Origin of the sequence: Blautia sp. LMAG:89 (assembly GCF_008679485.1) — a bacterium.
GTDB lineage: Bacteria > Bacillota > Clostridia > Lachnospirales > Lachnospiraceae > Blautia_A > Blautia_A fusiformis.
On sequence record NZ_NANC01000005.1, the window covers coordinates 25,385 to 45,000 of the forward strand.

Annotated in this window: 14 protein-coding genes, 7 tRNA genes and 1 rRNA gene (1 of these 22 cut by a window edge); 5 read left to right on the plus strand and 17 right to left on the minus strand. The window is 45.6% G+C overall.

Features of this window, described 5'->3' with window-relative positions:
- Positions 1 to 250 precede the first annotated feature (250 nt).
- The gene (gene trhA / locus CCC70_RS09215) at positions 251 to 916 is read left to right on the plus strand and encodes a PAQR family membrane homeostasis protein TrhA (RefSeq protein ID WP_110103161.1); all 666 of its coding nucleotides are present in this window, start codon (positions 251 to 253) and stop codon (positions 914 to 916) included.
- A 354-nt stretch (positions 917 to 1,270) separates the two neighbouring features.
- On the opposite strand, the gene CCC70_RS09220 is transcribed toward trhA, so the two are convergent.
- Both CCC70_RS09220 and CCC70_RS09225 read right to left on the minus strand, forming a co-directional pair.
- Positions 1,271 to 2,368: an RNA-guided endonuclease TnpB family protein gene (locus CCC70_RS09220; RefSeq protein ID WP_287084712.1), complete on the minus strand. Its 1,098-nt coding sequence runs from the start codon at positions 2,366 to 2,368 to the stop codon at positions 1,271 to 1,273.
- Positions 2,331 to 2,468, minus strand: coding sequence for a hypothetical protein (locus CCC70_RS09225; protein WP_199579967.1), 138 nt, complete (start codon positions 2,466 to 2,468; stop codon positions 2,331 to 2,333). Before CCC70_RS09225 ends, CCC70_RS09220 begins: the two co-directional genes overlap by 38 nt.
- Before the next feature lie 191 nt (positions 2,469 to 2,659).
- Here CCC70_RS09225 and CCC70_RS09230 point away from each other — a divergent pair, with 191 nt between their 5' ends.
- Both CCC70_RS09230 and CCC70_RS09235 read left to right on the plus strand, forming a co-directional pair.
- Positions 2,660 to 2,986: a hypothetical protein gene (locus tag CCC70_RS09230; RefSeq protein WP_129976138.1), complete on the plus strand. Its 327-nt coding sequence runs from the start codon at positions 2,660 to 2,662 to the stop codon at positions 2,984 to 2,986.
- A 98-nt stretch (positions 2,987 to 3,084) separates the two neighbouring features.
- Positions 3,085 to 3,801, plus strand: coding sequence for an ATP-binding protein (locus CCC70_RS09235; protein WP_287084713.1), 717 nt, complete (start codon positions 3,085 to 3,087; stop codon positions 3,799 to 3,801).
- 96 nt (positions 3,802 to 3,897) lie between these two features.
- Here CCC70_RS09235 and CCC70_RS09240 read toward each other — a convergent pair whose 3' ends face one another.
- The 6 genes from CCC70_RS09240 to CCC70_RS09265 form a co-directional block, all read right to left on the minus strand.
- A complete protein-coding gene (locus tag CCC70_RS09240) occupies positions 3,898 to 4,140 on the minus strand; it encodes a GIY-YIG nuclease family protein (RefSeq protein ID WP_118609232.1) in 243 nt (80 codons plus the stop codon).
- Between the two features lie 434 nt (positions 4,141 to 4,574).
- Positions 4,575 to 6,002: a glycoside hydrolase family 32 protein gene (locus CCC70_RS09245; protein WP_287084714.1), complete on the minus strand. Its 1,428-nt coding sequence runs from the start codon at positions 6,000 to 6,002 to the stop codon at positions 4,575 to 4,577.
- A gap of 1 nt (position 6,003) precedes the next feature.
- Complete coding sequence (locus CCC70_RS09250) at positions 6,004 to 7,923, minus strand: PTS beta-glucoside transporter subunit IIBCA (protein ID WP_287084715.1); 1,920 nt, start codon at positions 7,921 to 7,923, stop codon at positions 6,004 to 6,006.
- 542 nt (positions 7,924 to 8,465) lie between these two features.
- Entirely contained in the window at positions 8,466 to 9,446 is a 981-nt protein-coding gene (locus tag CCC70_RS09255; protein ID WP_021652887.1) for a LacI family DNA-binding transcriptional regulator, read from the minus strand.
- 256 nt (positions 9,447 to 9,702) lie between these two features.
- On the minus strand, positions 9,703 to 10,671 hold the full coding sequence (locus tag CCC70_RS09260; RefSeq protein WP_270652904.1) for a M23 family metallopeptidase: 969 nt from the start codon (positions 10,669 to 10,671) through the stop codon (positions 9,703 to 9,705).
- Between the two features lie 165 nt (positions 10,672 to 10,836).
- Positions 10,837 to 11,706, minus strand: a complete 870-nt coding sequence (locus CCC70_RS09265; protein WP_287084716.1) for a SpoIID/LytB domain-containing protein — start codon at positions 11,704 to 11,706, stop codon at positions 10,837 to 10,839.
- A 174-nt stretch (positions 11,707 to 11,880) separates the two neighbouring features.
- Between CCC70_RS09265 and CCC70_RS09270 the strand changes: the two genes are divergently transcribed.
- Entirely contained in the window at positions 11,881 to 13,098 is a 1,218-nt protein-coding gene (locus CCC70_RS09270) for a metallophosphoesterase (RefSeq protein WP_270652906.1), read from the plus strand.
- Here CCC70_RS09270 and CCC70_RS09275 read toward each other — a convergent pair.
- Positions 13,062 to 15,431: a carboxypeptidase regulatory-like domain-containing protein gene (locus CCC70_RS09275; protein WP_287084718.1), complete on the minus strand. Its 2,370-nt coding sequence runs from the start codon at positions 15,429 to 15,431 to the stop codon at positions 13,062 to 13,064. The two genes, CCC70_RS09270 and CCC70_RS09275, sit on opposite strands and share 37 nt — an antisense overlap.
- A gap of 129 nt (positions 15,432 to 15,560) precedes the next feature.
- On the opposite strand from CCC70_RS09275, the gene CCC70_RS09280 reads away from it, so the two are divergent.
- Positions 15,561 to 15,980, plus strand: a complete 420-nt coding sequence (locus CCC70_RS09280; RefSeq protein ID WP_092071782.1) for a DUF3592 domain-containing protein — start codon at positions 15,561 to 15,563, stop codon at positions 15,978 to 15,980.
- A gap of 264 nt (positions 15,981 to 16,244) precedes the next feature.
- Here the strand turns inward: CCC70_RS09280 and CCC70_RS09285 are convergent.
- The 8 genes from CCC70_RS09285 to CCC70_RS09320 form a co-directional block, all read right to left on the minus strand.
- A tRNA-Lys gene (locus CCC70_RS09285) sits at positions 16,245 to 16,317 on the minus strand.
- 64 nt (positions 16,318 to 16,381) lie between these two features.
- Positions 16,382 to 16,454 (minus strand) — tRNA-Phe (locus tag CCC70_RS09290).
- A gap of 5 nt (positions 16,455 to 16,459) precedes the next feature.
- A tRNA-Met gene (locus CCC70_RS09295) sits at positions 16,460 to 16,533 on the minus strand.
- A gap of 15 nt (positions 16,534 to 16,548) precedes the next feature.
- Positions 16,549 to 16,621: transfer RNA gene (locus CCC70_RS09300), tRNA-Thr, on the minus strand.
- Positions 16,622 to 16,628: 7 nt separating this feature from the next.
- Positions 16,629 to 16,710 (minus strand) — tRNA-Tyr (locus CCC70_RS09305).
- A gap of 8 nt (positions 16,711 to 16,718) precedes the next feature.
- Positions 16,719 to 16,791, minus strand: a tRNA-Val gene (locus CCC70_RS09310).
- Positions 16,792 to 16,820: 29 nt separating this feature from the next.
- Positions 16,821 to 16,894: transfer RNA gene (locus CCC70_RS09315), tRNA-Asp, on the minus strand.
- A gap of 85 nt (positions 16,895 to 16,979) precedes the next feature.
- A 23S ribosomal RNA gene (locus tag CCC70_RS09320) occupies positions 16,980 to 19,616 on the minus strand (it continues 250 nt past the right edge of the window).

The following is a 19,616-nucleotide window of genomic DNA, read 5'->3' on the forward strand; positions in this document are numbered from 1 at the left end:
CCGCATTGTCGTATGCCTGCTGCAGAAATAAATCCTGATAAAATTTTTTTCGAAAATAGGGGTTGCATTTTTGAATAATAGTGGTATAGTATTCGTATACTTGATATGTAGTTTTGAATACTACATGTTATTTTATTAGTTTCTACATTATTACATCGTAAACTGTCGCAATGATCCGTCATTGATGAACTGATCTTGAAGTTGTCCATATGATATAAACAGCAGATTTTTTTGCAGGAGGTGTTTTTATATGAAATTTAAATTAAAAGATCCGGGAAGCGCCATAACCCACGGAATCGGCATGCTTCTTGCCGTGGCCGGAGCCACTCCGCTGATCGTGAAGGCGGCCAGAAGTGCAGATGTTCTCCATGTTTTTGCAGTAAGTGTTTTTATCCTTACCATGATCCTTCTTTACCTGGCAAGCACACTTTACCATTCCGTAAGCTCCACAGCCAAGGTGAACCGCCGTCTGAAAAAAATGGATCACATGATGATCTTCGTGATGATCGCCGGCAGCTACACTCCTGTATGCCTGATCGTTCTCCACGGACGCACCGGCTATATCCTCTGTGCCCTCGTATGGACCGTTGCCATCATCGGAATGATCCTCAAGGGCTGCTGGATCAACTGCCCAAAATGGCTTTCCTCTGTGATCTACATTGGAATGGGCTGGCTGTGTGTACTTGCTTTTGTTCCGATCTTCCACAATCTGCCCCGTGCAGGCTTCGGATGGCTCCTTGCCGGCGGCATCATCTATACCATCGGCGGTGTGATCTATGCGCTAAAGCTTCCGATCTTCAATGCGAAGCATAAGAATTTCGGCTCCCACGAAGTATTTCATGTCTTTGTGATGCTGGGAAGTGTGTGCCATTTTGTTGTAATGTATTTCTTTGTAGCCGGTATGGCGATCCACTGAGTTACTCTGTGATCAGATAGATAACAATCTCACCTTTCGGATACCTTAAAAACTTAAAGCCCCGGAACACGGACAGACCTCAGGAAGTCGAAGTTATAACTTCTCTGAAGCTGCCTCGTGTTCCGGGGCTTCTTATTATGCCTGATCCAGCCTGTGATCCCGATGATCTCAGCCGATGGTCAGTGTGGAAAGACCACTGCAGGTGACATGCTCCCCCCACTTAAATCTTACGATTTTGAAGTGGGGGCTTCCTGCTCGATTACCCTTTAGGGCAAAGCTAAAACAGGCTATCCCCGCGTGTCCCGCGGTTTTGTTTTTTATGTTTATCCGGTTACGGATTTTTTTCTTGTGCCGTCAGGCACATTCTTTATAGATTCTTTTTCCTTCTTCACGGATGTTGACTGCTGCATTCACATCCCGGTCCATCCTATTTCCACATTCACAAACATACATTCTATCCGACAATGCCAGTTCCTTTTTCTTATGTCCGCATACACTGCAGATCTTGCTGGATGCAAAATAACGGTCTACTTTTATAAGATGTTTTCCACATTCTTCCAGCTTGTATCCCAGCATGAACAGAAACTGCCCGTACCCGTTATCCTGCACACCTTTCCCAAGGTGCAGCCCTCCGGACATTCCCTTCAGATTCAGATCTTCCACACATACTGCATCATATCTTTCCGCAAGCTCCCTACTGAGCTTATGCTGGAAATCTTTTCTCTGATTCTTTATCTTTTCATGACATAAAGCTACCCTTTTTTTCTGTTTCTGATAGTTCCGGCTTTCTTTTTCACAGTGGGAGAGCTTTCTCTGTTCTCTTGCAAGTTTTTTCTCTGCTTTTCTGTAAAACATAGGGTACCCGGCTCTTTCTCCTGTAGAAAATACACACATTCCATGCATGGCAAAATCGATCCCAAGAAATCTCTCTGCCGGTCTTTTTTCCACTGTTTGGTTCTCACAGCAGAACAAAAGGCTGGCAAAATATTTCCCGGATGGCTCACGGCTCACAGTTACAGACTTCAGTTTCCAGTCTGATGGAATCTGACGGTGAAGTTTTATCCTTATGACGGACATCTTTGGAAGCTTCAGATGGGTATCCTGCAAAAGGATATTTCCGTTTAGTGCATTGGTCGTATATGAATTTCTTGCATGCTTCTTTGATTTATAACGTGGAAATCCGCAGGCTGGTTCCCGAAAAAACTTCCGGAACGCACTTTCCAGATGCAGCTGCGCATTCGCCAGGGCAAGGGAATCCACCTCTTTCAGCCATGGATATTCCTTTTTATATCCGGCCGGTGTGTTCCGGAGCATCTTTTTTTCTTTCTGGTAATAGCTGATCTTATCTGCAAGCATCTGGTTATAGATAAAGCGGCTGCAGCCGATTGTTTGCTCTATCTGAACTCTCTGCTCTTTATTTGGATAGATCCTTATTTTTACGGCGCGGTTCATTCTTCTCACCCTGGCTTTCTATATACTGCCGTATCGTTTCAATCGTTGCTCCGCCTGCACTGAGCAGACCGAAGATCTGACCCCAGAATGCATCTTTCATGGTCTAACTCCATTATATTTATCATCCTTTTTCTTATATCGACGGATATGTATTTATGAACTAATTGTTCTTTTCAGTATACTACATCAGGGAAGAGAGAACAAGTGTTTCTTTTATACTATAGAGATTTTTTTGAGCAGATATGCTCAGATGTGCAATTCATCTCACCACCTGAAGAGGTGGGAGAATTCTTGCTACATTTGTTAAAATGGCTGATCGTATTGTACTGGTTTCTCAATCTTCTCTGCTGTCTGATAATAGCCAGGGCTTTTCACAACATTTCTCTCAGAGAAAAAAGACACGAACTGTTGGTTCAGCAGATGAGTTTTCTTCAGAAACAGCTGGAATATACAACCGAAATGGAACAAGAATATCAATCTGTGCGAAAATGGAATCACGATATGGAAAACCATCTCTTTTCACTGAATTATCTGATCCGCACCCAAAAATATCTTGAGGCAGATGTATATCTGGAAACAATTCTTTCAGAACTTCCGCCGGAAAAGAGGACTTTATGAAACGAGGCTTTACTATTCTTTTTATAGAACTTTTCTGTGTTCAGGCATCTCTTTTCCTGGGAGCTTTGCTACAGGAATATGCTCTGTTCTGACAGATAATGCTTCTCTTTTTTCTGGCCCTCACTTACCGCAGGATCTACCTTCTTGCCAGACGATCGCTCAAAAATGCTCAGGAAGAGGCAAAATTTCAGACTCTTAAGAAACAGGAACAGTTACAGAAAGAACAGGAGCAGCTGTTTGTTTCCAGAAAGCAGGAGACTCTGGAATTCCAGCAGTCTACCACCCGGAAACTTGAGACACTTCAGAATTACCTGAAAACGAACGAATATGATAAAATCCAGAACTACCTGCCAGCCATCACCGATGATTTTCAGAGAGAACGTTTCCATCCCATCTGTCAGGACAGCCTGATCAACGCCATCCTTGCGGACAAAAGATTTCTTGCCATGCAGAAAAATATCAAAGTTACCTACGAGGTTCTTCTTCCGGAGAAATCCAATATTCCCTCTTCGGAACTGAGCAGTATATTTTTCAACTTGTTGGATAATGGAATCGAAAGCTGCAACACTTCCGGTTCTGAAGCACCGTTTATCTCTGTAACGTCAAAAATGTCCGCCGGTTTTCTTACTGTCCACATGCAAAACAGCAAAGATCCGGAAAAACCATTCGACCACAAAACATCAAAAAAAGATATCCTCAACCATGGATTCGGCCTGTCCATAATTGAATATATCTGTGAAAAAAATGATGGCAGCTGTCAGTGGATCGACAATGGGGATACCTTTGATTCAGTTGTTATGCTGAGATACCAATAAGATTCAGCAGAACATACATATCCTTATCTTTCAGTTCCGCTACATAATGCTCCACACATTTGAAGCCTTTTGAAATATCAAAATGTTTATCAAAATTCAAAACCTCATCAGCTCCAGCTTCTTCTCCCTGGTCAGCTGCTTAATCCGGTACTCCCGGCTCATGGCCTCTTCCCTTGTGGCAAAGCCCTCATAATACACCAGCTTCACCGGCCGCTTGGCCCGGGTATATTTGGCACCTGACTTGCCTTCATTGTGCGCTTTCATCCGCCTGGCAAGGCAGTTTGTCCAGCCGGTGTAGAGCGTGCCGTCTGCACACTGCACGATATATGTATAGTTCATTGCAGCCTCCTCTTCTGTAAAAATTTATGCAATGCAATGCCAATATGCCAGTACATCTTCAGTAACATCACCCCGGATATTTACCTTCCTGTAAAACAAATATCTGAACACTTTTCTGGACAGTGTAATCTGTCTTCCGTGATATTTCCTCTCCTGTAAAGCAAACATCCAGTCAGCAGCATTTCTTCTATGTAAAGACAGCCACCAACATTTCTTCAGCAGCCATCCTTCTATACTCAAGCAGCCGGCACAATTCATGTATTTCACTTACATCAAAAAATAAAGCAGGCTGGGATTCCGGCTGCGGATTTTCCCACCTGCTTTATTATACGGTCATTTCTTATTTCTGTGAATATGGAATTCACTGCATAGCTACTCTATAGGTATTCGTATTCTGATCTTGCTGTATTTCCCAATCAATCAATAAGCTCTGCCTACTCCATCACATAATTCTTCAGCACATAAATCTTCCCATCACACTCCACAGCCTCCACCTTCACAGTCTGTTCCTGCGTTTCCGGATAATATCTGGAAGAGAAAACAACCTCTCCGCCATTCACATAGATTTCCACAGCTGTAGTATCCGCAAGAACTCTGATGCTTTCGATCACACCGGACGGAACATGCGCCTTACGTACTTTACGTCCGGCACCGGCCTTCTCGGAGAGAGTTAAGATCACATCTCCGTCCTGATATTCCAGGAAGAGATTTTCCCCAAGGCTTACTTTACCCTGCTCACCTTTTACCTGAACATCCAGATCAAACGGTCCATTCACCGGAATCTCCGCACTGGAACCGCTGACAGAAACGCCAGCCTTTCTCAGCCCGTTCAGTTCTTCCACCGGATACTGATAAAGCATTCCGTTTTTATACGTAACTTCCCTTGGAACAGTCAGGCAATGCTGCCAGCCTTCGCTCTCTGCTGTAGGATTCACATACTCCTCATCTGCATCCGGCATTCCCATCCAGCCGATCAGGATCCGTCTGCCCTTTCCATCCTGGAATGTCTGGGGTGCATAGAAATCAAAGCCGTGGTCCCATTCCCGGAAAGCTTTTTCCTCCGGCTTTCCAGCCTTCAGGATAAAGTATCCGGACTGATAGATGTTCTGAAAACGGAACTCTTCTCTGGTCAGTCCCTGGGGAGATACAGAAAGCACCTCCTGTCCCTCAAGAGTGAAAAAATCCGGGCACTCCCACATGTATCCGAATGCCTTCTCCGTAGTAAGCTCACCGTCAAATTTCCAGTTCTTCAGATCTTCGGATCTGTAAAAAAGTACGGCGCCATGGTCGCTTTTCTGACGGCCGCCAAGGATCATCCGGTACTCTTTCCCCTCCTTCCAGACCTTCGGGTCACGGATGTGGCAGGTGTAATTCTCCGGATAATCCTCACAGGAAACTGCAACCTCCTTTGTTCCGAAATGAAGGCCGTCCGCACTCTCCACATGAAGAGTGCTGGACTGCCTTCCGTTATTGATATAATCATAATCTCCATCCATCTTGATGTTTCCTGTGTAGAAAAGATGAAGCTTATCTTTCTCCGCAATGGCAGAGCCTGAGTAAACACCATGACAGTCATAAATGCTGTCCGGCAGAAGCGGAACCCCTTCATATCTCCAGCTGATCATATCTTCACTGGAGTAATGTCCCCAGAATTTCAGTCCACCGTTGGCCTCAAACGGAGAATACTGGAAAAACACATGATATCTTCCCTTGTACCAGCATAATCCGTTCGGGTCATTGAGCCATCCCACAGGCGGCATCAGATGATGGGTCAGACGGTTTGTCTGCATCGTCCTTCCTACTGCTGCCGTTTCCTCGATTTTTCGCACTTCCTCCGCAAGGACCTTGGTCAGAGAACTCATTTTATTTTACCTCCAGTACTTCAGAACTATTATTTACTGTTCCTTCTGCAAGCATTTTTACTTCTTCATAATCATCGGTATTGGTTACGATCAGCGGTGTGGTCACCTCATAGCCGGCTGCCTTAATAGCATCCATATCAAAAGTGATCAGTGTCTGGCCTTTTTTGACCACGTCACCGTCCTTTACATGAGCGGTGTAGAATTTACCGCCAAGTTCAACGGTGTCAACGCCGATATGGATCAGCAGCTCCAGACCACTTTCTGTTGCAAGCCCGATGGCATGCTTTGTATCAAAAATTGTAGAAACCGTAGCATCACAGGGTGCTTTTACTTCACCTTTGGACGGAATCACTGCCATGCCCCTTCCAAGGACTTCAGATGCAAAGGTTGCATCCTTTACTTCTGAAAGCGGGATCGCAGTTCCCTCAAGCGGGCTGTAGAGGATCTGTGCACCTGTCTCTGAAGTTTTCTCCTGGGCAATTTCTGCCGGAGCATCTGATTTTTTCTCTGCTTCAATATTTTTCTCAGCTGTTTCCTGTACCTCATCCTTATATCCGAACATCCAGGTAAGCACAAAAGCCACACCAAATGCGATGGCAAACATCAGGATATAACCAACTGGATTATTCAGGCACAGCAGGATTCCGAAGATACCGGTAACACCTGTTCCTGTGGCACCAAGACTGCTAATGGAGGCAAAAAGTGCTCCGCATGCACCACCCAGGCAGCCCATGATAAACGGCTTTCCGAAGCGGAGGTTTACACCGAAGATTGCCGGCTCTGTGATTCCCATGCATGCGCTTAAGGCAGAAGGAACAGCCATGGATTTGATCTTCTGATTTCTGGATTTCAGCCCTACAGCAAGAGCTGCACCACCCTGTGCAATGTTAGCTGCAGATGCAAGTGGCAGCCAGTAGGTAACGCCGAATTTGGCCAGCTGTCCAAGGTCAATGATAGTGTACATGTGATGAACACCGGCAACAACAGTCGGTGCATAAAAGGCACCCATGATAAAGCTTCCGATTCCAAATGGCAGTGCGATCAGCCACTGGATCCCATCCAGAAGTCCGTTCTCAACAGCTACGAAGATCGGTCCGATAATGGAAAGTGTAAGATAACCGGTTACAAAAACACTGACAAGTGGTGTTACAAAAAGATCGAACATTGCAGGTACGATCTTATGAAGTCTTTTCTCGATCTGTGCCAGTACCCATACTGCAATGATAACCGGGATCACATGTCCCTGATATCCCACCATGTCAATGGAGTAAAGTCCAAACCATACCTTCTGCGTTGCCTGCACACCCTCTGTTGCAACAGTCCAGGCATTCTGCAGATTTGGATGGATCATGATCATACCGATAACCGCACCCAGATAAGGGTTGGCACCGAATACCTTCGCACCACTGTAAGCGATAAGGATCGGCAGAAATGTATACGCTGTGTTACTGAAAAGCTGTGCAAATACATAAATGGAACCATTGGTGTTAATATTCAGGAAGCCGTTGTTTACCATGAAGTTCAGGGCTTCCATGATTCCCATCAAAAATCCGCTGGCTACGATAGCTGGGATGATCGGGACAAAAATATCTCCCAGTGTCTTGATCAGTCTCTGTATTGGATTAGCCTTGGATGCTGCCACCTTCTTAAGCTCATCCTTACTACTCTCTGATATTCCGGCGATCTGGATAAATTCATCATAAACCTTGTTTACAACTCCTGTTCCCAGGATGATCTGCATCTGTCCCTGTGCGAAAAACACGCCCTTCACACCGTCGATGTTCTCTACATATTCCTTATCCGCCTTGTCATTATCCGCAATGACCAGACGAAGCCTTGTTGCACAGTGCGCCGCGGAAATGATGTTTTCTTTCTTTCCTACATGATCATAGATTTCCTGTGCTGTCTTTCTGTAATCCATGTCCTTCCTCCTTTTCTGCTACTGTTCCCGGACAGTCATCTCTTTCTGCTTTCCCTTTCTTCGGATCAGATCTGTCTGTTCTTTCTTCAGCTTCCCGGGATTTATTATCTCTGATCCATTGTTTTTTATTTATTTATGAGATTGATTTCATATATCCATTCATACAGGGAACGGTAATCTTTCCATTTTTTTAAGCTTTTTGATAATTTTAACACTTTTCAATGGTTTGTTTTATGTTGTTGCTCGCGCTCTTATGTGGAATCGTTCTCATATCTTACTTGTATTATAACTACTGCATTATTATTTGTAAATCCGCAACATCGCACAAATTTCTTCGGTCAAAATTGTACATATTCCATAAGAACAGATGCAAGACAGACAAACCAGTCAAGGTATCGCAGAAAAAATCTGGCATTTTTCTGTGTTTGCTCAGCCATAACACAGCACCACACAAAAAGAAGCAGGTCTTTTTCTCCCAAAAGATCTGCTCCTGTTCCACAATAACTTATAATTTCTTCCTCTGTCTGCGAGGATATTCTCTGTTACCTGTGAGATTCCCGTTCCACAAGCTCACATCCCATTTTTATTTCCTTGCTGATCCCGGTATCGTTCTCAATAAGATCAGCCAGCATGGCTGCTGCCTCCATTCCGCTGGTCTTATAATAAAAATGTACCGTTGTCAGCTTCGGTTCCACGATCTTACCCGGAACTCCATCCCCGATCCCTGCGATCTGAACATCCTCGGGAATGCGAAGCCCGATCTCCTTCAAATAAGTCATGGCTCCCACCGCCATAGTATCCGTAGCACACACAAGAGAATCTATGGAAGGCTCCTCCTCAAAAAGCTCCTTCGCCATCTCATACCCGGAATCCATGGTAAAGCTTCCGATCTTCATCCTCTCCGGCACGACCTCCAGCTTAGCTTTATGGATAGCATCCATAAAACCCTTTTTCCTACAGGCACCAACTGCCTCGTCCTTATCTGTAACGCCGATATAGGCAAACTTTTTCCCCTTCTCCGCCAGCTTCTCCGTGACCTGAAAAGCTGCTTTATGATCATCCTGATAAATACATGGATATCCGTCCAGATGCTGTCCCAGGATCACGATCGGTACCTTATAATCCTTCAGCATCTGTTTATGCTTTCTGGTAAACATGGTAGCAATGAAAACCACTCCGTCCACCTGACGTTCTTTAAACAGAGAAAGGTATTTCAGCTCTTCTTCCACATCATTATTGGTATTGGCCAGAATAAGCTGATATCCTCTCCGTGTAAGAATATCACTGATCCCTGTCACCTCACGGCTTATGGTATCTGAATTGATCTTTGGAAGGATGACACCGATGAGACTGGTTTTTTTGGTCCGCAGTGTCTGTGCCTGGGAGGATGGCTGATATCCTGTCTCCTGGATCACCCTGCGGATGACTTCCTTTTTTTCACTGCTGACATATCCATTATTCAAATATCTGGATACCGTAGCTCTGGAAACTCCGGCAAGCCTGGCTATTTCATTAATGTTCATAACTTATGTACCTCTTCTTTTGTCCTGTTATATCCGTCCTTGTATGCATATTTATAATATAGATTATACACGGTTTCTTTCCGGTAAAAAAGCTTCTTTTCCTATGTAAATGGAAATTTTTGGTTAATGTTCACTCCGTTCTCAGTAGCATGCTTCACAAGGCAGGGGATACGGGATGCATATACCTCCCATCCCGTATCCTCCATACTCTGTTTCTAAAAATCTCCCCGGCATATCTGTTTTTCGGTTTTCCCTGTCATTCCAGATATTCAAACGGATCTACCGGCACGCCATCCTTTTTCATTGCAAAATAAAGATTCGGGCCTTCTACAGAATAATATTTGGTAGGTGCACTGATATTTCCGATCACTTCACCCTCCTTTACTGTGTCGCCTTCTGCCACAGTAAGGTCCTTCAGCTGCCCGTATACTGCCTGATAACCATTTCCCAGCTCCATAGTCACAGTCGTTCCCGTACAGGCATCCTGTACAACAGAAAGCACCTGACCATCAGCCGCCGCATACACCGGCGCATCCTCCACTGCCTGCAAAGCAATGGCAGAGCTTATACGATACTGATCCAAAGTCGGATAATATACGGTTTCATCCATATTGTAATCCACAAGAACCGTTCCTCTGACCGGCCATTCCATAATGGAATCCTCCGTAAAATCCAAAGCCTGTGCCGCAATTCCGACAGCTGAGGTCTCTGCGGTATCTGTGGAAGCTCCAGCTCCGTTATTCACCGCTCCCTCTGCCGATGTATTTCCGGCATTATCTGCTGTATTTCCAGTGCCATCTGTGCGGCTTCTGTCTGCACCTGCTGCCGCAGACACGCTCCTATCCTCCGTACCACTTTCATTATCTGCATCTGCCGCTGCATTTTCGGCTGTACCACTTCCTGCAGTCTCACGGATGCTTCCTGTCACTCCATCTGCTCCAGCTTCTGAAGCTCCTGACAGACCTGCTTCATCTTCGGTTTCTCCATCAGAGATCTCATCCTGTGCTACATCCTGCCAGCCATCTCCGGCAGCTGCCGCATCCTCTGCGTTTTCCCCGTCCGAAAGCTCCTCTTCCAGCCCGGTCTCTTCTACCTGTACAGAATTTTCCTCCTGGGGATTTTCTGCGATGGGCTTTGTTCCAAGCTGATAAACAGTAATCCCAAGTGCCGCCACTGCTGCCAGAACACCTCCGTTGATAATACCTCTCACAATTTTACTTTTCATATTCTTTCCACCTCTGTCTGATATGTTCATTTTCAGTAACAGAAAAAACAGTAAAGCTGCCGTTTCGGTCACCATTTCTATATCTATAGAGTGTCCAGAATATGGCTGTCTATTCATTTTTTGAATATTTTTTTATCAGACGTTGCTTCGGATGCCTGACTTTCTTTAATCCTCAGCTTTCAGCTCCATCTCCGGAAAATATTTTTTCAGGATCTCCTCCGCACTGCTTCCGTTTTTTGCCATCTCATTTCCACCAAACTGGGAAAATCCCACACCATGACCGCTACCACGCACTCGCAGATAATAAATATCATCCTTTTTCTTCAAACTGAAATTCGCGGATTCCAGTCCCATTCCCGCTGCAAAGCTTTCTCCCTCCAGAAGTGTTTCCCCAATCGTAAGCTCTGTCACATAACCGGCACTGTCCCGTTTTTTGATCTTCAGCTCCCCGGAAAGCTGCCCCGCAGGAATTTCCACGATTTTTATATGATCCGGAGATTTTTTATCCTCACTGCTATCTGCCGATTTCAGATATGTATACGCCTCATCATGAAAAGCTTCTTCCCCGCTGCGGGTTTTCCCTGCGCTTCTCTTATGCCAGGGAGTCAGCCTCACTTTTCCTTCATATGTAAGTACCTGTCCATCCGTCTCTTTTGCTGCCTGTTCATAGATCTGCCTTTTTTCTGCAAAAAAATATCTCCAGACTTCCTCTGTACTTCCGTTTTCCCTCAGGATCTCTGCCAGATTTTTCCCCTCACCCAGCCACCTTTGAATATTCGACCGTGCGATCACAGTCTGCGCTTTTATGGTTTCTTTTTTCATATCCGGGGAAATCTGCGAAAAAACAATGACCGGGAGATATTCTTCCATATCCGGCACCCTCTCTGCCAGGACCCTCTCTGGTCCATTAATGGTTGCCGCCGAAAAATAAGGAAGAACAATTGCCAAAAATACCAGACAATATCGAAGAAGCGCATATTTTTTCATAAAAAGCACCATAAGCGTTCTTTTTCCTAATATATGTTCTTTTGCCAAAAATTATTATTTGCTGTATACTATAGCAGTTCCATGAATCAATGCATCAAAAAAAGTTATTCCGAACATGCTGCAGTAATTTATGGAAATGCTATATATCAATTCAAAAAGTATCTGCAGTGATCAATCCTGCTCACAGCTTATTGCTTTCCACGAATGGAGGTATCACACACCATGCTTGCCATCTTTCTCGCACCATTATATATTCTCATTAATATTTATATCGTCCGCTGGATGATTTTGTGGATGGGTGCCTGTACTCATTTTTTCCAGACCTTTGCGTTCCGGGCATGCTTTGCAGGTGTTTATATTTTTCTGTCCACTTCTCTTCTGACCTGTTTTCTCATCCGGAAGCCCCCTGCGCTCCATCGCTTCCTGAAAAATACGGCAAATTATTTTCAGGGAACATTTCTTTACATCCTGATCGTAATCGTAACTACAGATCTCTGCAGACTGATCCTGAAGCATACGCTTCATCCGGCCTGGATGTATTCCAGGAAAGCCTTCGTAGTCACAGGCGCTGTCTGCACCCTTCTGATCATTGGTGTCAGTCTCTATGGGATTTTTAATCAGTGGAATATTAAGACAAAAACTTATGATGTGAAAATAGACAAGCAGGTGAAGGGAATGGACTCCCTGAAGATCGTCCTGCTCGCAGACATTCATTTCGGTTACAGTATCGGAGAAAAACATGCCGGACTTCTTGTAAAAAAGATCAACGCCGAAGATCCGGATCTGATCTGTATTGCCGGCGATATTTTTGATAACGAATATGAAGGGATCAAAAACCCGAAAAAAACAGCGGCCATTCTCCGTTCGCTGAAATCCAGATACGGCGTTTATGCCTGTTGGGGCAACCATGATCTCAGCGAACCGATTCTGGCCGGTTTTACCTTCCGCAATGCAAAAAAAGATTATGATGATCCCAGAATGCGGAATTTTCTGGAATCTGCCAACATCCGGCTTCTCGATGACGAAACCGTCCTCATAGATAAACGGTTTTATCTGACAGGCCGTAAGGATCCTTCACGCTGCCGAAAAATGTCCGACACCCGTAAGGATCCTGACCAGCTTACAGCCTGCCTTGACAAAACACTCCCGATTATTTTTATGGATCATCAGCCCGGTCAGCTGGATGAAGTGGCAGCCGCAGGCGCAGACCTTGATCTCTGCGGCCATACTCATGACGGCCAGCTGTTCCCTCTGAACATCATCACCGGCCTGGTCTGGGAAAATTCCTGCGGTTACCTGAAAAAGGGGACTATGCACAACATCGTTACCTCCGGTGCCGGCATATGGGGCCCGAATATGCGTACTGCCACAAACAGCGAGATCTGTTCGATCACAGTACATTTTTATCCTGCCAGACCTAACTCCTCTGATCCCTCATAAATATCTTCCACCGGCAGCTCCTCCGCACTCTCACTATCCTCTTCTGTTATTTCTGTTCCGTCATTTTCTTCTTCCGTTTCAGAGTCCTTCGGAAACTCAATTACTTCAGCCGTATCACCACTTTCTGATATCTCCGGTTCTTCACTGGAATCATCAAATATCTCTTCCTCAGTATTATCGTCCGTCTTTCCTTCTTCAGAACTCATCTTGAGTTCCTCGCTGCTCTCTTCTTCAGCTTTCTTTTCACTGTTTCGGATGATCTCAAGGGCTTCTGTTTCTGAAATAATGCCTGAATTATCTTCCATTGCATTTGCTTCCGGCACTTCATAATCATATACAAAGGTATTGACTGGCATAAGCTTGTTTGACTGCACATCATAGTCAAATACATGCCACAGGTATCCTTCCCTGTTAACCGGTACATTTGCCTGGTAGATCTGTTTTCCACCCCGGTAAACGGTTACTTTGGCTGACGAAGCAGATAATTCTGTACTCGCATCATCTTCACCGTTTGTATAATCGTATACATAAAAGCTATATTTTCTTCCGGTGAAGCCTTTGTATATGGTTGTTGTTTCCGGTCCATAGCTGCTTGTATCATCCAGATCCAGATTTGCTATTACATCTCCATCCTCTGAATATGCATTTTTATCCCTATAGTATACATGGAAGTAGTCATCTCCGTTTTCATCAGCAGGTCCCAGCAGATGAGAATCCAGATCTCGCGGAGTTTCTCCCCATGTAAGCACGATCTGAAGAAGTCCCTCATCTCCTGCACTGATATTGGTCGGTGACATTGTTACATCACGTTCACTGCATGCATTTGCCTGAACTACAACATTGATATGGGCAGAAACAAAATCTTCATTGCTTGCATTCAGCGTATAGTTTCCGGCTGGCACGGTCAACGTATAGGTTCCATCTGCTGATACGCCTTCTTTCACAGTCTCTCCGATCACATTATCCCAGCCCTTACGTAATTCATAAGTTACATTTTCTATATTTCCGCCGGTCATGGAATGAATAAATCTTCCACTCAGCTCACCATCTCCGGCTTCTGCTCTGGATACCATCAGGAAAGATTCTGCGTATGTGATCTGGTTCGCTGATACTTCCATGGAACTGCTCTCATATTTCTGGTAACCGGTTGCTGTGACAACAATTTTGTAGGTTCCTTCATCAAGATCATTAAATGAATAAGTTCCATCTTCTTTCGTGAAAGTTTTTTCAACCTTGACTGTTCCGGAATATGCTTCCACGCTGGCATTTTTTACAGGAGCTTTACTGTTTGAATCCAAAACGCTTCCCTCAATGCTTCCGGCTCCGACTGTACATTTATCTACCAGTGTTCCATTTTCAAAATGAACCTTCAATTTTAGTGGATTATCGTCATCATCAGACAGAAAATCCTTGGACAACGTATAATGCCATACCGTTTTCAGGAACTTTCCGACCACCGTATCCGGATTCAACTCACCCGCTGCGTAAATATAGGTTCTTACATCAGAACAAAGCACATTTCCGGCATCACGAACTGTATAGGATACGCTTGCCTTTGCCGCAGGTCCTACCTTAATATCAATTCCTGCCAGATCCCATGTCTCCAATGCAGTCAGATTTAATCCAAACTGAAGACCGCATTTCGCAGATCCTTCTATTGTGACCGGTGTCAAAGTCTGACTGAAATCATGGATAAATCTTCCATTTCCATCTTTGAATTCATATCCGCCAGTTGCTTCAACGGAATATTTCACAACAAACTGCCCGGACACATCATAAAACAGAGAAACCACCAGATCTGCAGAAAGACCAGTTGTACCAAGCTTTATAGGAACTCGTCCCAGTTCAAGTACATCGCTGACTGTTTCCATAGTTCCACTTGCATGTTTGATCTGCTGCTCTGAATTCACGCCACTTATATAAAGTCCGCCTTCGAAATCAGCTTTTCCTGTAACTGACGCAATAAAATGCTTTACCTCTATCTTTCCCCAGCTGAATCCGGCATCCAGCTTACAGCTTACATCCGGAATCGTAACAGCAACAGAACCGGACAGCTTTACCTTTGTGATATTCTGGACTTTTAATGCAATATCTGTATCTGTTCCCATTTCCTTTGCAGAAAACAGTACAACCTTTCCGGTTTCCAGATTTTTATAAGCATTTCCGTCTTTTACTGTGATCGTATAAGTTCCGTCACTGTTCTGGACAACATTGTATATATTTTGGGAAGTATCTTTGACTTCAACTGCATTTGCTGGCATACTGATTCCTAAGATCAACATCAGGATCAGCATCAGCGGCAGCAATTTTTTTGACGCACTTTTTCTCTTCATAAGCACTTTTCCCTTCTGCTGTACTATGCTATAATGTTCATCAATTATAAATTTTCGAGATCATTCGAAATCATTTATAATTAATCCCCCGTAAATTATCAGACTATCAACCAAGAAAGGAGAAAAATCATGAGTGTCACCGTAAATCCAAAAGCCCGACAAATTTTACCGGTTATTCTGGGCTGCTGCGTAATTGGAACTGTTTTTTTTCTGGCAATAACTATCTGTTCCGCCATAAAATATCATGATTACGTACCTGTAGATGCTGTTATATCATCTGTCAGCCGCTCAAATAATCCTAACAAACCTCATAGTTCCAATTATCATAACTATGTGAAGTACTCTTACACCTACAAGGAACAAAACTACACAGCTGACCGAATCGAGTTTTTACGCCTTGGCAAAGCCCCCGGAAAGCATGTTCAGATCAAATGTGATCCGCAGAATCCAAACCAGATCCAGAATATCTATTCTATGACCATCTCTATTGTCTTCCTAGTAATCCTGATCATAACAGATTTCCTGCTCATTCTTATGATAAAGTCTTAATACTGTACAGCTATGCTCTAATTTTGTCGAAAATGTCCATAATATTTTTTTTATCGCATTGACATACTCCTACCATTGAAATCCTACTCGATGGCTCTGCTGATTCGTTCGTCAGTACGTAATTTTCTATGATATAAAAAAGACGGTTACGCTGAATCACAACGTAACCGTCTTCCTTTATACTATACTCGCACAGATATAAAACAAAATTCCCACCTACTGCCTTGAGCAATAAATGGGAATTTATCTGATCCACTTAAAAAGTGAGGCATCGGGGATTCGAACCCCGGACAACTTGATTAAAAGTCAAGTGCTCTACCGACTGAGCTAATACCCCATATTAAATTAATTAATACTCAGGCTTTTTCTAACCAGCCGTTCGTATGTTTTACATTAAAACATGCCCAGAGCCGGAATCGAACCAGCGACACGAGGATTTTCAGTCCTCTGCTCTACCAACTGAGCTATCTGGGCATAAGTAGCGGGGACAGGATTTGAACCTATGACCTTCGGGTTATGAGCCCGACGAGCTTCCAGACTGCTCCACCCCGCGTTATTAAATGTTAAAAGCCGATGATCGGACTCGAACCGATAACCTGCTGATTACAAATCAGCTGCTCTGCCAATTGAGCCACATCGGCATTTAAGTGGATGGAGAAGGATTCGAACCTTCGAAGGCGGTGCCAACAGATTTACAGTCTGCCCCCTTTGGCCACTCGGGAATCCATCCATAATCTATGGGACCTATAGGGCTCGAACCTATGACCCTCTGCTTGTAAGGCAGATGCTCTCCCAGCTGAGCTAAGATCCCATATTTAATTCATTACAGCTAAGCTGTAACGACCCAGAAGAGACTCGAACTCTCGACCTCCGCCGTGACAGGGCGGCGCTCTAACCAACTGAGCCACTGGGCCATTTTAAGGTTTGTACCTTAAAAACTACATACATGCTTGTTGATCGTTAATCAAACTCTTTGAATCAATTCTTAACCTGCGTTTCTTGGTCAAGCCCTCACCCGATTAGTAACAGTCAGCTCCATGTGTTACCACACTTCCACCTCTGCCCTATCTACCTCGTCGTCTTCAAGGGGGTTTACTTCATAAGAATGGGATATCTCATCTTGAGGGGGGCTTCACGCTTAGATGCCTTCAGCGTTTATCCCTTCCGGACTTGGCTACCCGGCCATGGCTTTGGCAAGCCAACCGGTCCACCAGCGGTCCGTCCATCCCGGTCCTCTCGTACTAAGGACAGCTCCTCTCAGATATCCTGCGCCCACGCCGGATAGGGACCGAACTGTCTCACGACGTTCTGAACCCAGCTCGCGTACCGCTTTAATGGGCGAACAGCCCAACCCTTGGGACCTACTACAGCCCCAGGATGCGATGAGCCGACATCGAGGTGCCAAACCACTCCGTCGATGTGAACTCTTGGGAGTGATAAGCCTGTTATCCCCAGGGTAGCTTTTATCCGTTGAGCGATGGCATTCCCACTTAATACCACCGGATCACTAAGCCCTACTTTCGTACCTGCTCCACCCGTCGGTGTCGCAGTCAAGCTCCCTTCTGCCTTTGCACTCTTCGAATGGTTTCCGTCCATTCTGAGGGAACCTTTGGGCGCCTCCGATACCCTTTCGGAGGCGACCGCCCCAGTCAAACTCCCCGCCTGGCATTGTCCCACCGCCGGATCACGGCGGCTGGTTAGAAGCCCAATATCACAAGGGTGGTATCCCAACAGCGGCTCCGCGGCAACTGACGTTACCGTTTCTCAGCCTCCCACCTATCCTGTACATGCAACACCGGACCCCAGTGCCAAACTGGAGTAAAGCTCCATGGGGTCTTTCCGTCCTGGCGCGGGTAGCCAGCATCTTCACTGGCACTTCAATTTCACCGGATGTATTGCCGAGACAGCGCTCAAATCATTACGCCTTTCGTGCGGGTCGGAACTTACCCGACAAGGAATTTCGCTACCTTAGGACCGTTATAGTTACGGCCGCCGTTTACTGGGGCTTAAATTCAAAGCTTCGACTTACGTCTAACCTCTCCTCTTAACCTTCCAGCACCGGGCAGGCGTCAGCCCATATACCTCACCTTTCGGTTTCGCATAGACCTGTGTTTTTGCTAAACAGTTGCTTGAGCCTATTCTCTGCGGCCTGCTCTCGCAGGCACCCCTTCTCCCTAAGTTACGGGGCCATTTTGCCGAGTTCCTTGGCAATACTTCTTCCGCCGGCCTTAGGATTCTCTCCTCATCCACCTGTGTCGGTTTACGGTACGGGTACAATATGAACGATAGCGGCTTTTCTTGACGCATGGCTCACGGGCTTCGTTACTAAAATTCACTCCACATCACGTCTTCCCATTGCCACACGGATTTTCCTATGTGACTGGTACCTCGCTTGTACCGGGCTTTCCATTCCCGGCTCCCGCTCTCCTTACGTGTCCCCACAGTTCTGTCATACTGCAGTACAGGAATATCAACCTGTTGTCCATCGGCTACGGCTCTCGCCCTCACCTTAGGTCCCGACTCACCCAGGGCAGATCAGCTTTACCCTGGAAACCTTGGATATTCGGCCTAGAGGATTCCCACCTCTATCTCGCTACTCATTCCGGCATTCTCTCTTCCATGCAATCCACAGCTCCTTCCGGTACTGCTTCTTCCCGCATGCAATGCTCCTCTACCAATCTTTTCAGATTCCTTAGTTTCGGTGGCGCGTTTCAGCCCCGGACATTTTCGGCGCAGGACCTCTCGACCAGTGAGCTATTACGCACTCTTTGAATGTATGGCTGCTTCTGAGCCAACATCCTGGTTGTCTTCGAAATCCCACATCCTTTTCCACTTAACGCGCACTTTGGGACCTTAACTGTAGGTCTGGGCTCTTTCCCTTTTGACCGCCCAACTTATCTCGTGCAGTCTGACTCCCGGTGATATCTACACGGCATTCGGAGTTTGATATTCTTCGGTAGGCTTTGACGCCCCCTAGGAAATTCAGTGCTCTACCTCCGCAAGACTCACACCGAGGCTAGCCCTAAAGCTATTTCGAGGAGAACCAGCTATCTCCGGGTTCGATTGGAATTTCTCCCCTATCCACACCTCATCCCCACCCTTTTCAACGGATGTGGGTTCGGTCCTCCACTACCTCTTACGGCAGCTTCAACCTGGACATGGATAGATCACCCGGTTTCGGGTCTACTCCTACTGACTCTGGCCCTGTTAAGACTTGGTTTCCCTACGGCTCCACACCTGAAGTGCTTAACCTTGCCAGTAAGCGTAACTCGCCGGACCGTTCTACAAAAAGTACGCGGTCGTACATATAAAGTACTTCCACAGCTTGTAGACACAGGGTTTCAGGTTCTCTTTCACTCCCCTCCCGGGGTCCTTTTCACCTTTCCTTCACAGTACTATGCGCTATCGGTCACTAAGTAGTATTTAGCCTTAGGGGGTGGTCCCCCTTACTTCCCACAAGGTTCCTCGTGTCTCGTGGTACTCCGGATCCTGCTCAGTCAGCTCTGCTTTCACGTACGGGGCTTTCACCCTCTTCGGCCGGCTTTCCCAAAACCGTTCTGTTAACTTCGCTGAATCTTAAATGCAGTCCATGACCCCGGCATGCACGCACACCGGTTTAGGCTCCTCCGCGTTCGC

Excerpts from the sequence above, each read along its gene's own strand:
- trhA (WP_110103161.1), top strand. The coding sequence starts at position 251 with ATGAAATTTAAATTAAAAGATCCGGGAAGCGCCATAACCCACGGAATC.
- CCC70_RS09220 (WP_287084712.1), bottom strand. The coding sequence starts at position 2,368 with ATGAACCGCGCCGTAAAAATAAGGATCTATCCAAATAAAGAGCAGAGA.
- CCC70_RS09225 (WP_199579967.1), bottom strand. The coding sequence starts at position 2,468 with ATGAAAGATGCATTCTGGGGTCAGATCTTCGGTCTGCTCAGTGCAGGC.
- CCC70_RS09235 (WP_287084713.1), top strand. The coding sequence starts at position 3,085 with ATGCTTCTCTTTTTTCTGGCCCTCACTTACCGCAGGATCTACCTTCTT.
- CCC70_RS09240 (WP_118609232.1), bottom strand. The coding sequence starts at position 4,140 with ATGAACTATACATATATCGTGCAGTGTGCAGACGGCACGCTCTACACC.
- CCC70_RS09245 (WP_287084714.1), bottom strand. The coding sequence starts at position 6,002 with ATGAGTTCTCTGACCAAGGTCCTTGCGGAGGAAGTGCGAAAAATCGAG.
- CCC70_RS09250 (WP_287084715.1), bottom strand. The coding sequence starts at position 7,923 with ATGGATTACAGAAAGACAGCACAGGAAATCTATGATCATGTAGGAAAG.
- CCC70_RS09255 (WP_021652887.1), bottom strand. The coding sequence starts at position 9,446 with ATGAACATTAATGAAATAGCCAGGCTTGCCGGAGTTTCCAGAGCTACG.
- CCC70_RS09260 (WP_270652904.1), bottom strand. The coding sequence starts at position 10,671 with ATGAAAAGTAAAATTGTGAGAGGTATTATCAACGGAGGTGTTCTGGCA.
- CCC70_RS09270 (WP_270652906.1), top strand. The coding sequence starts at position 11,881 with ATGCTTGCCATCTTTCTCGCACCATTATATATTCTCATTAATATTTAT.
- CCC70_RS09275 (WP_287084718.1), bottom strand. The coding sequence starts at position 15,431 with ATGAAGAGAAAAAGTGCGTCAAAAAAATTGCTGCCGCTGATGCTGATC.
- CCC70_RS09280 (WP_092071782.1), top strand. The coding sequence starts at position 15,561 with ATGAGTGTCACCGTAAATCCAAAAGCCCGACAAATTTTACCGGTTATT.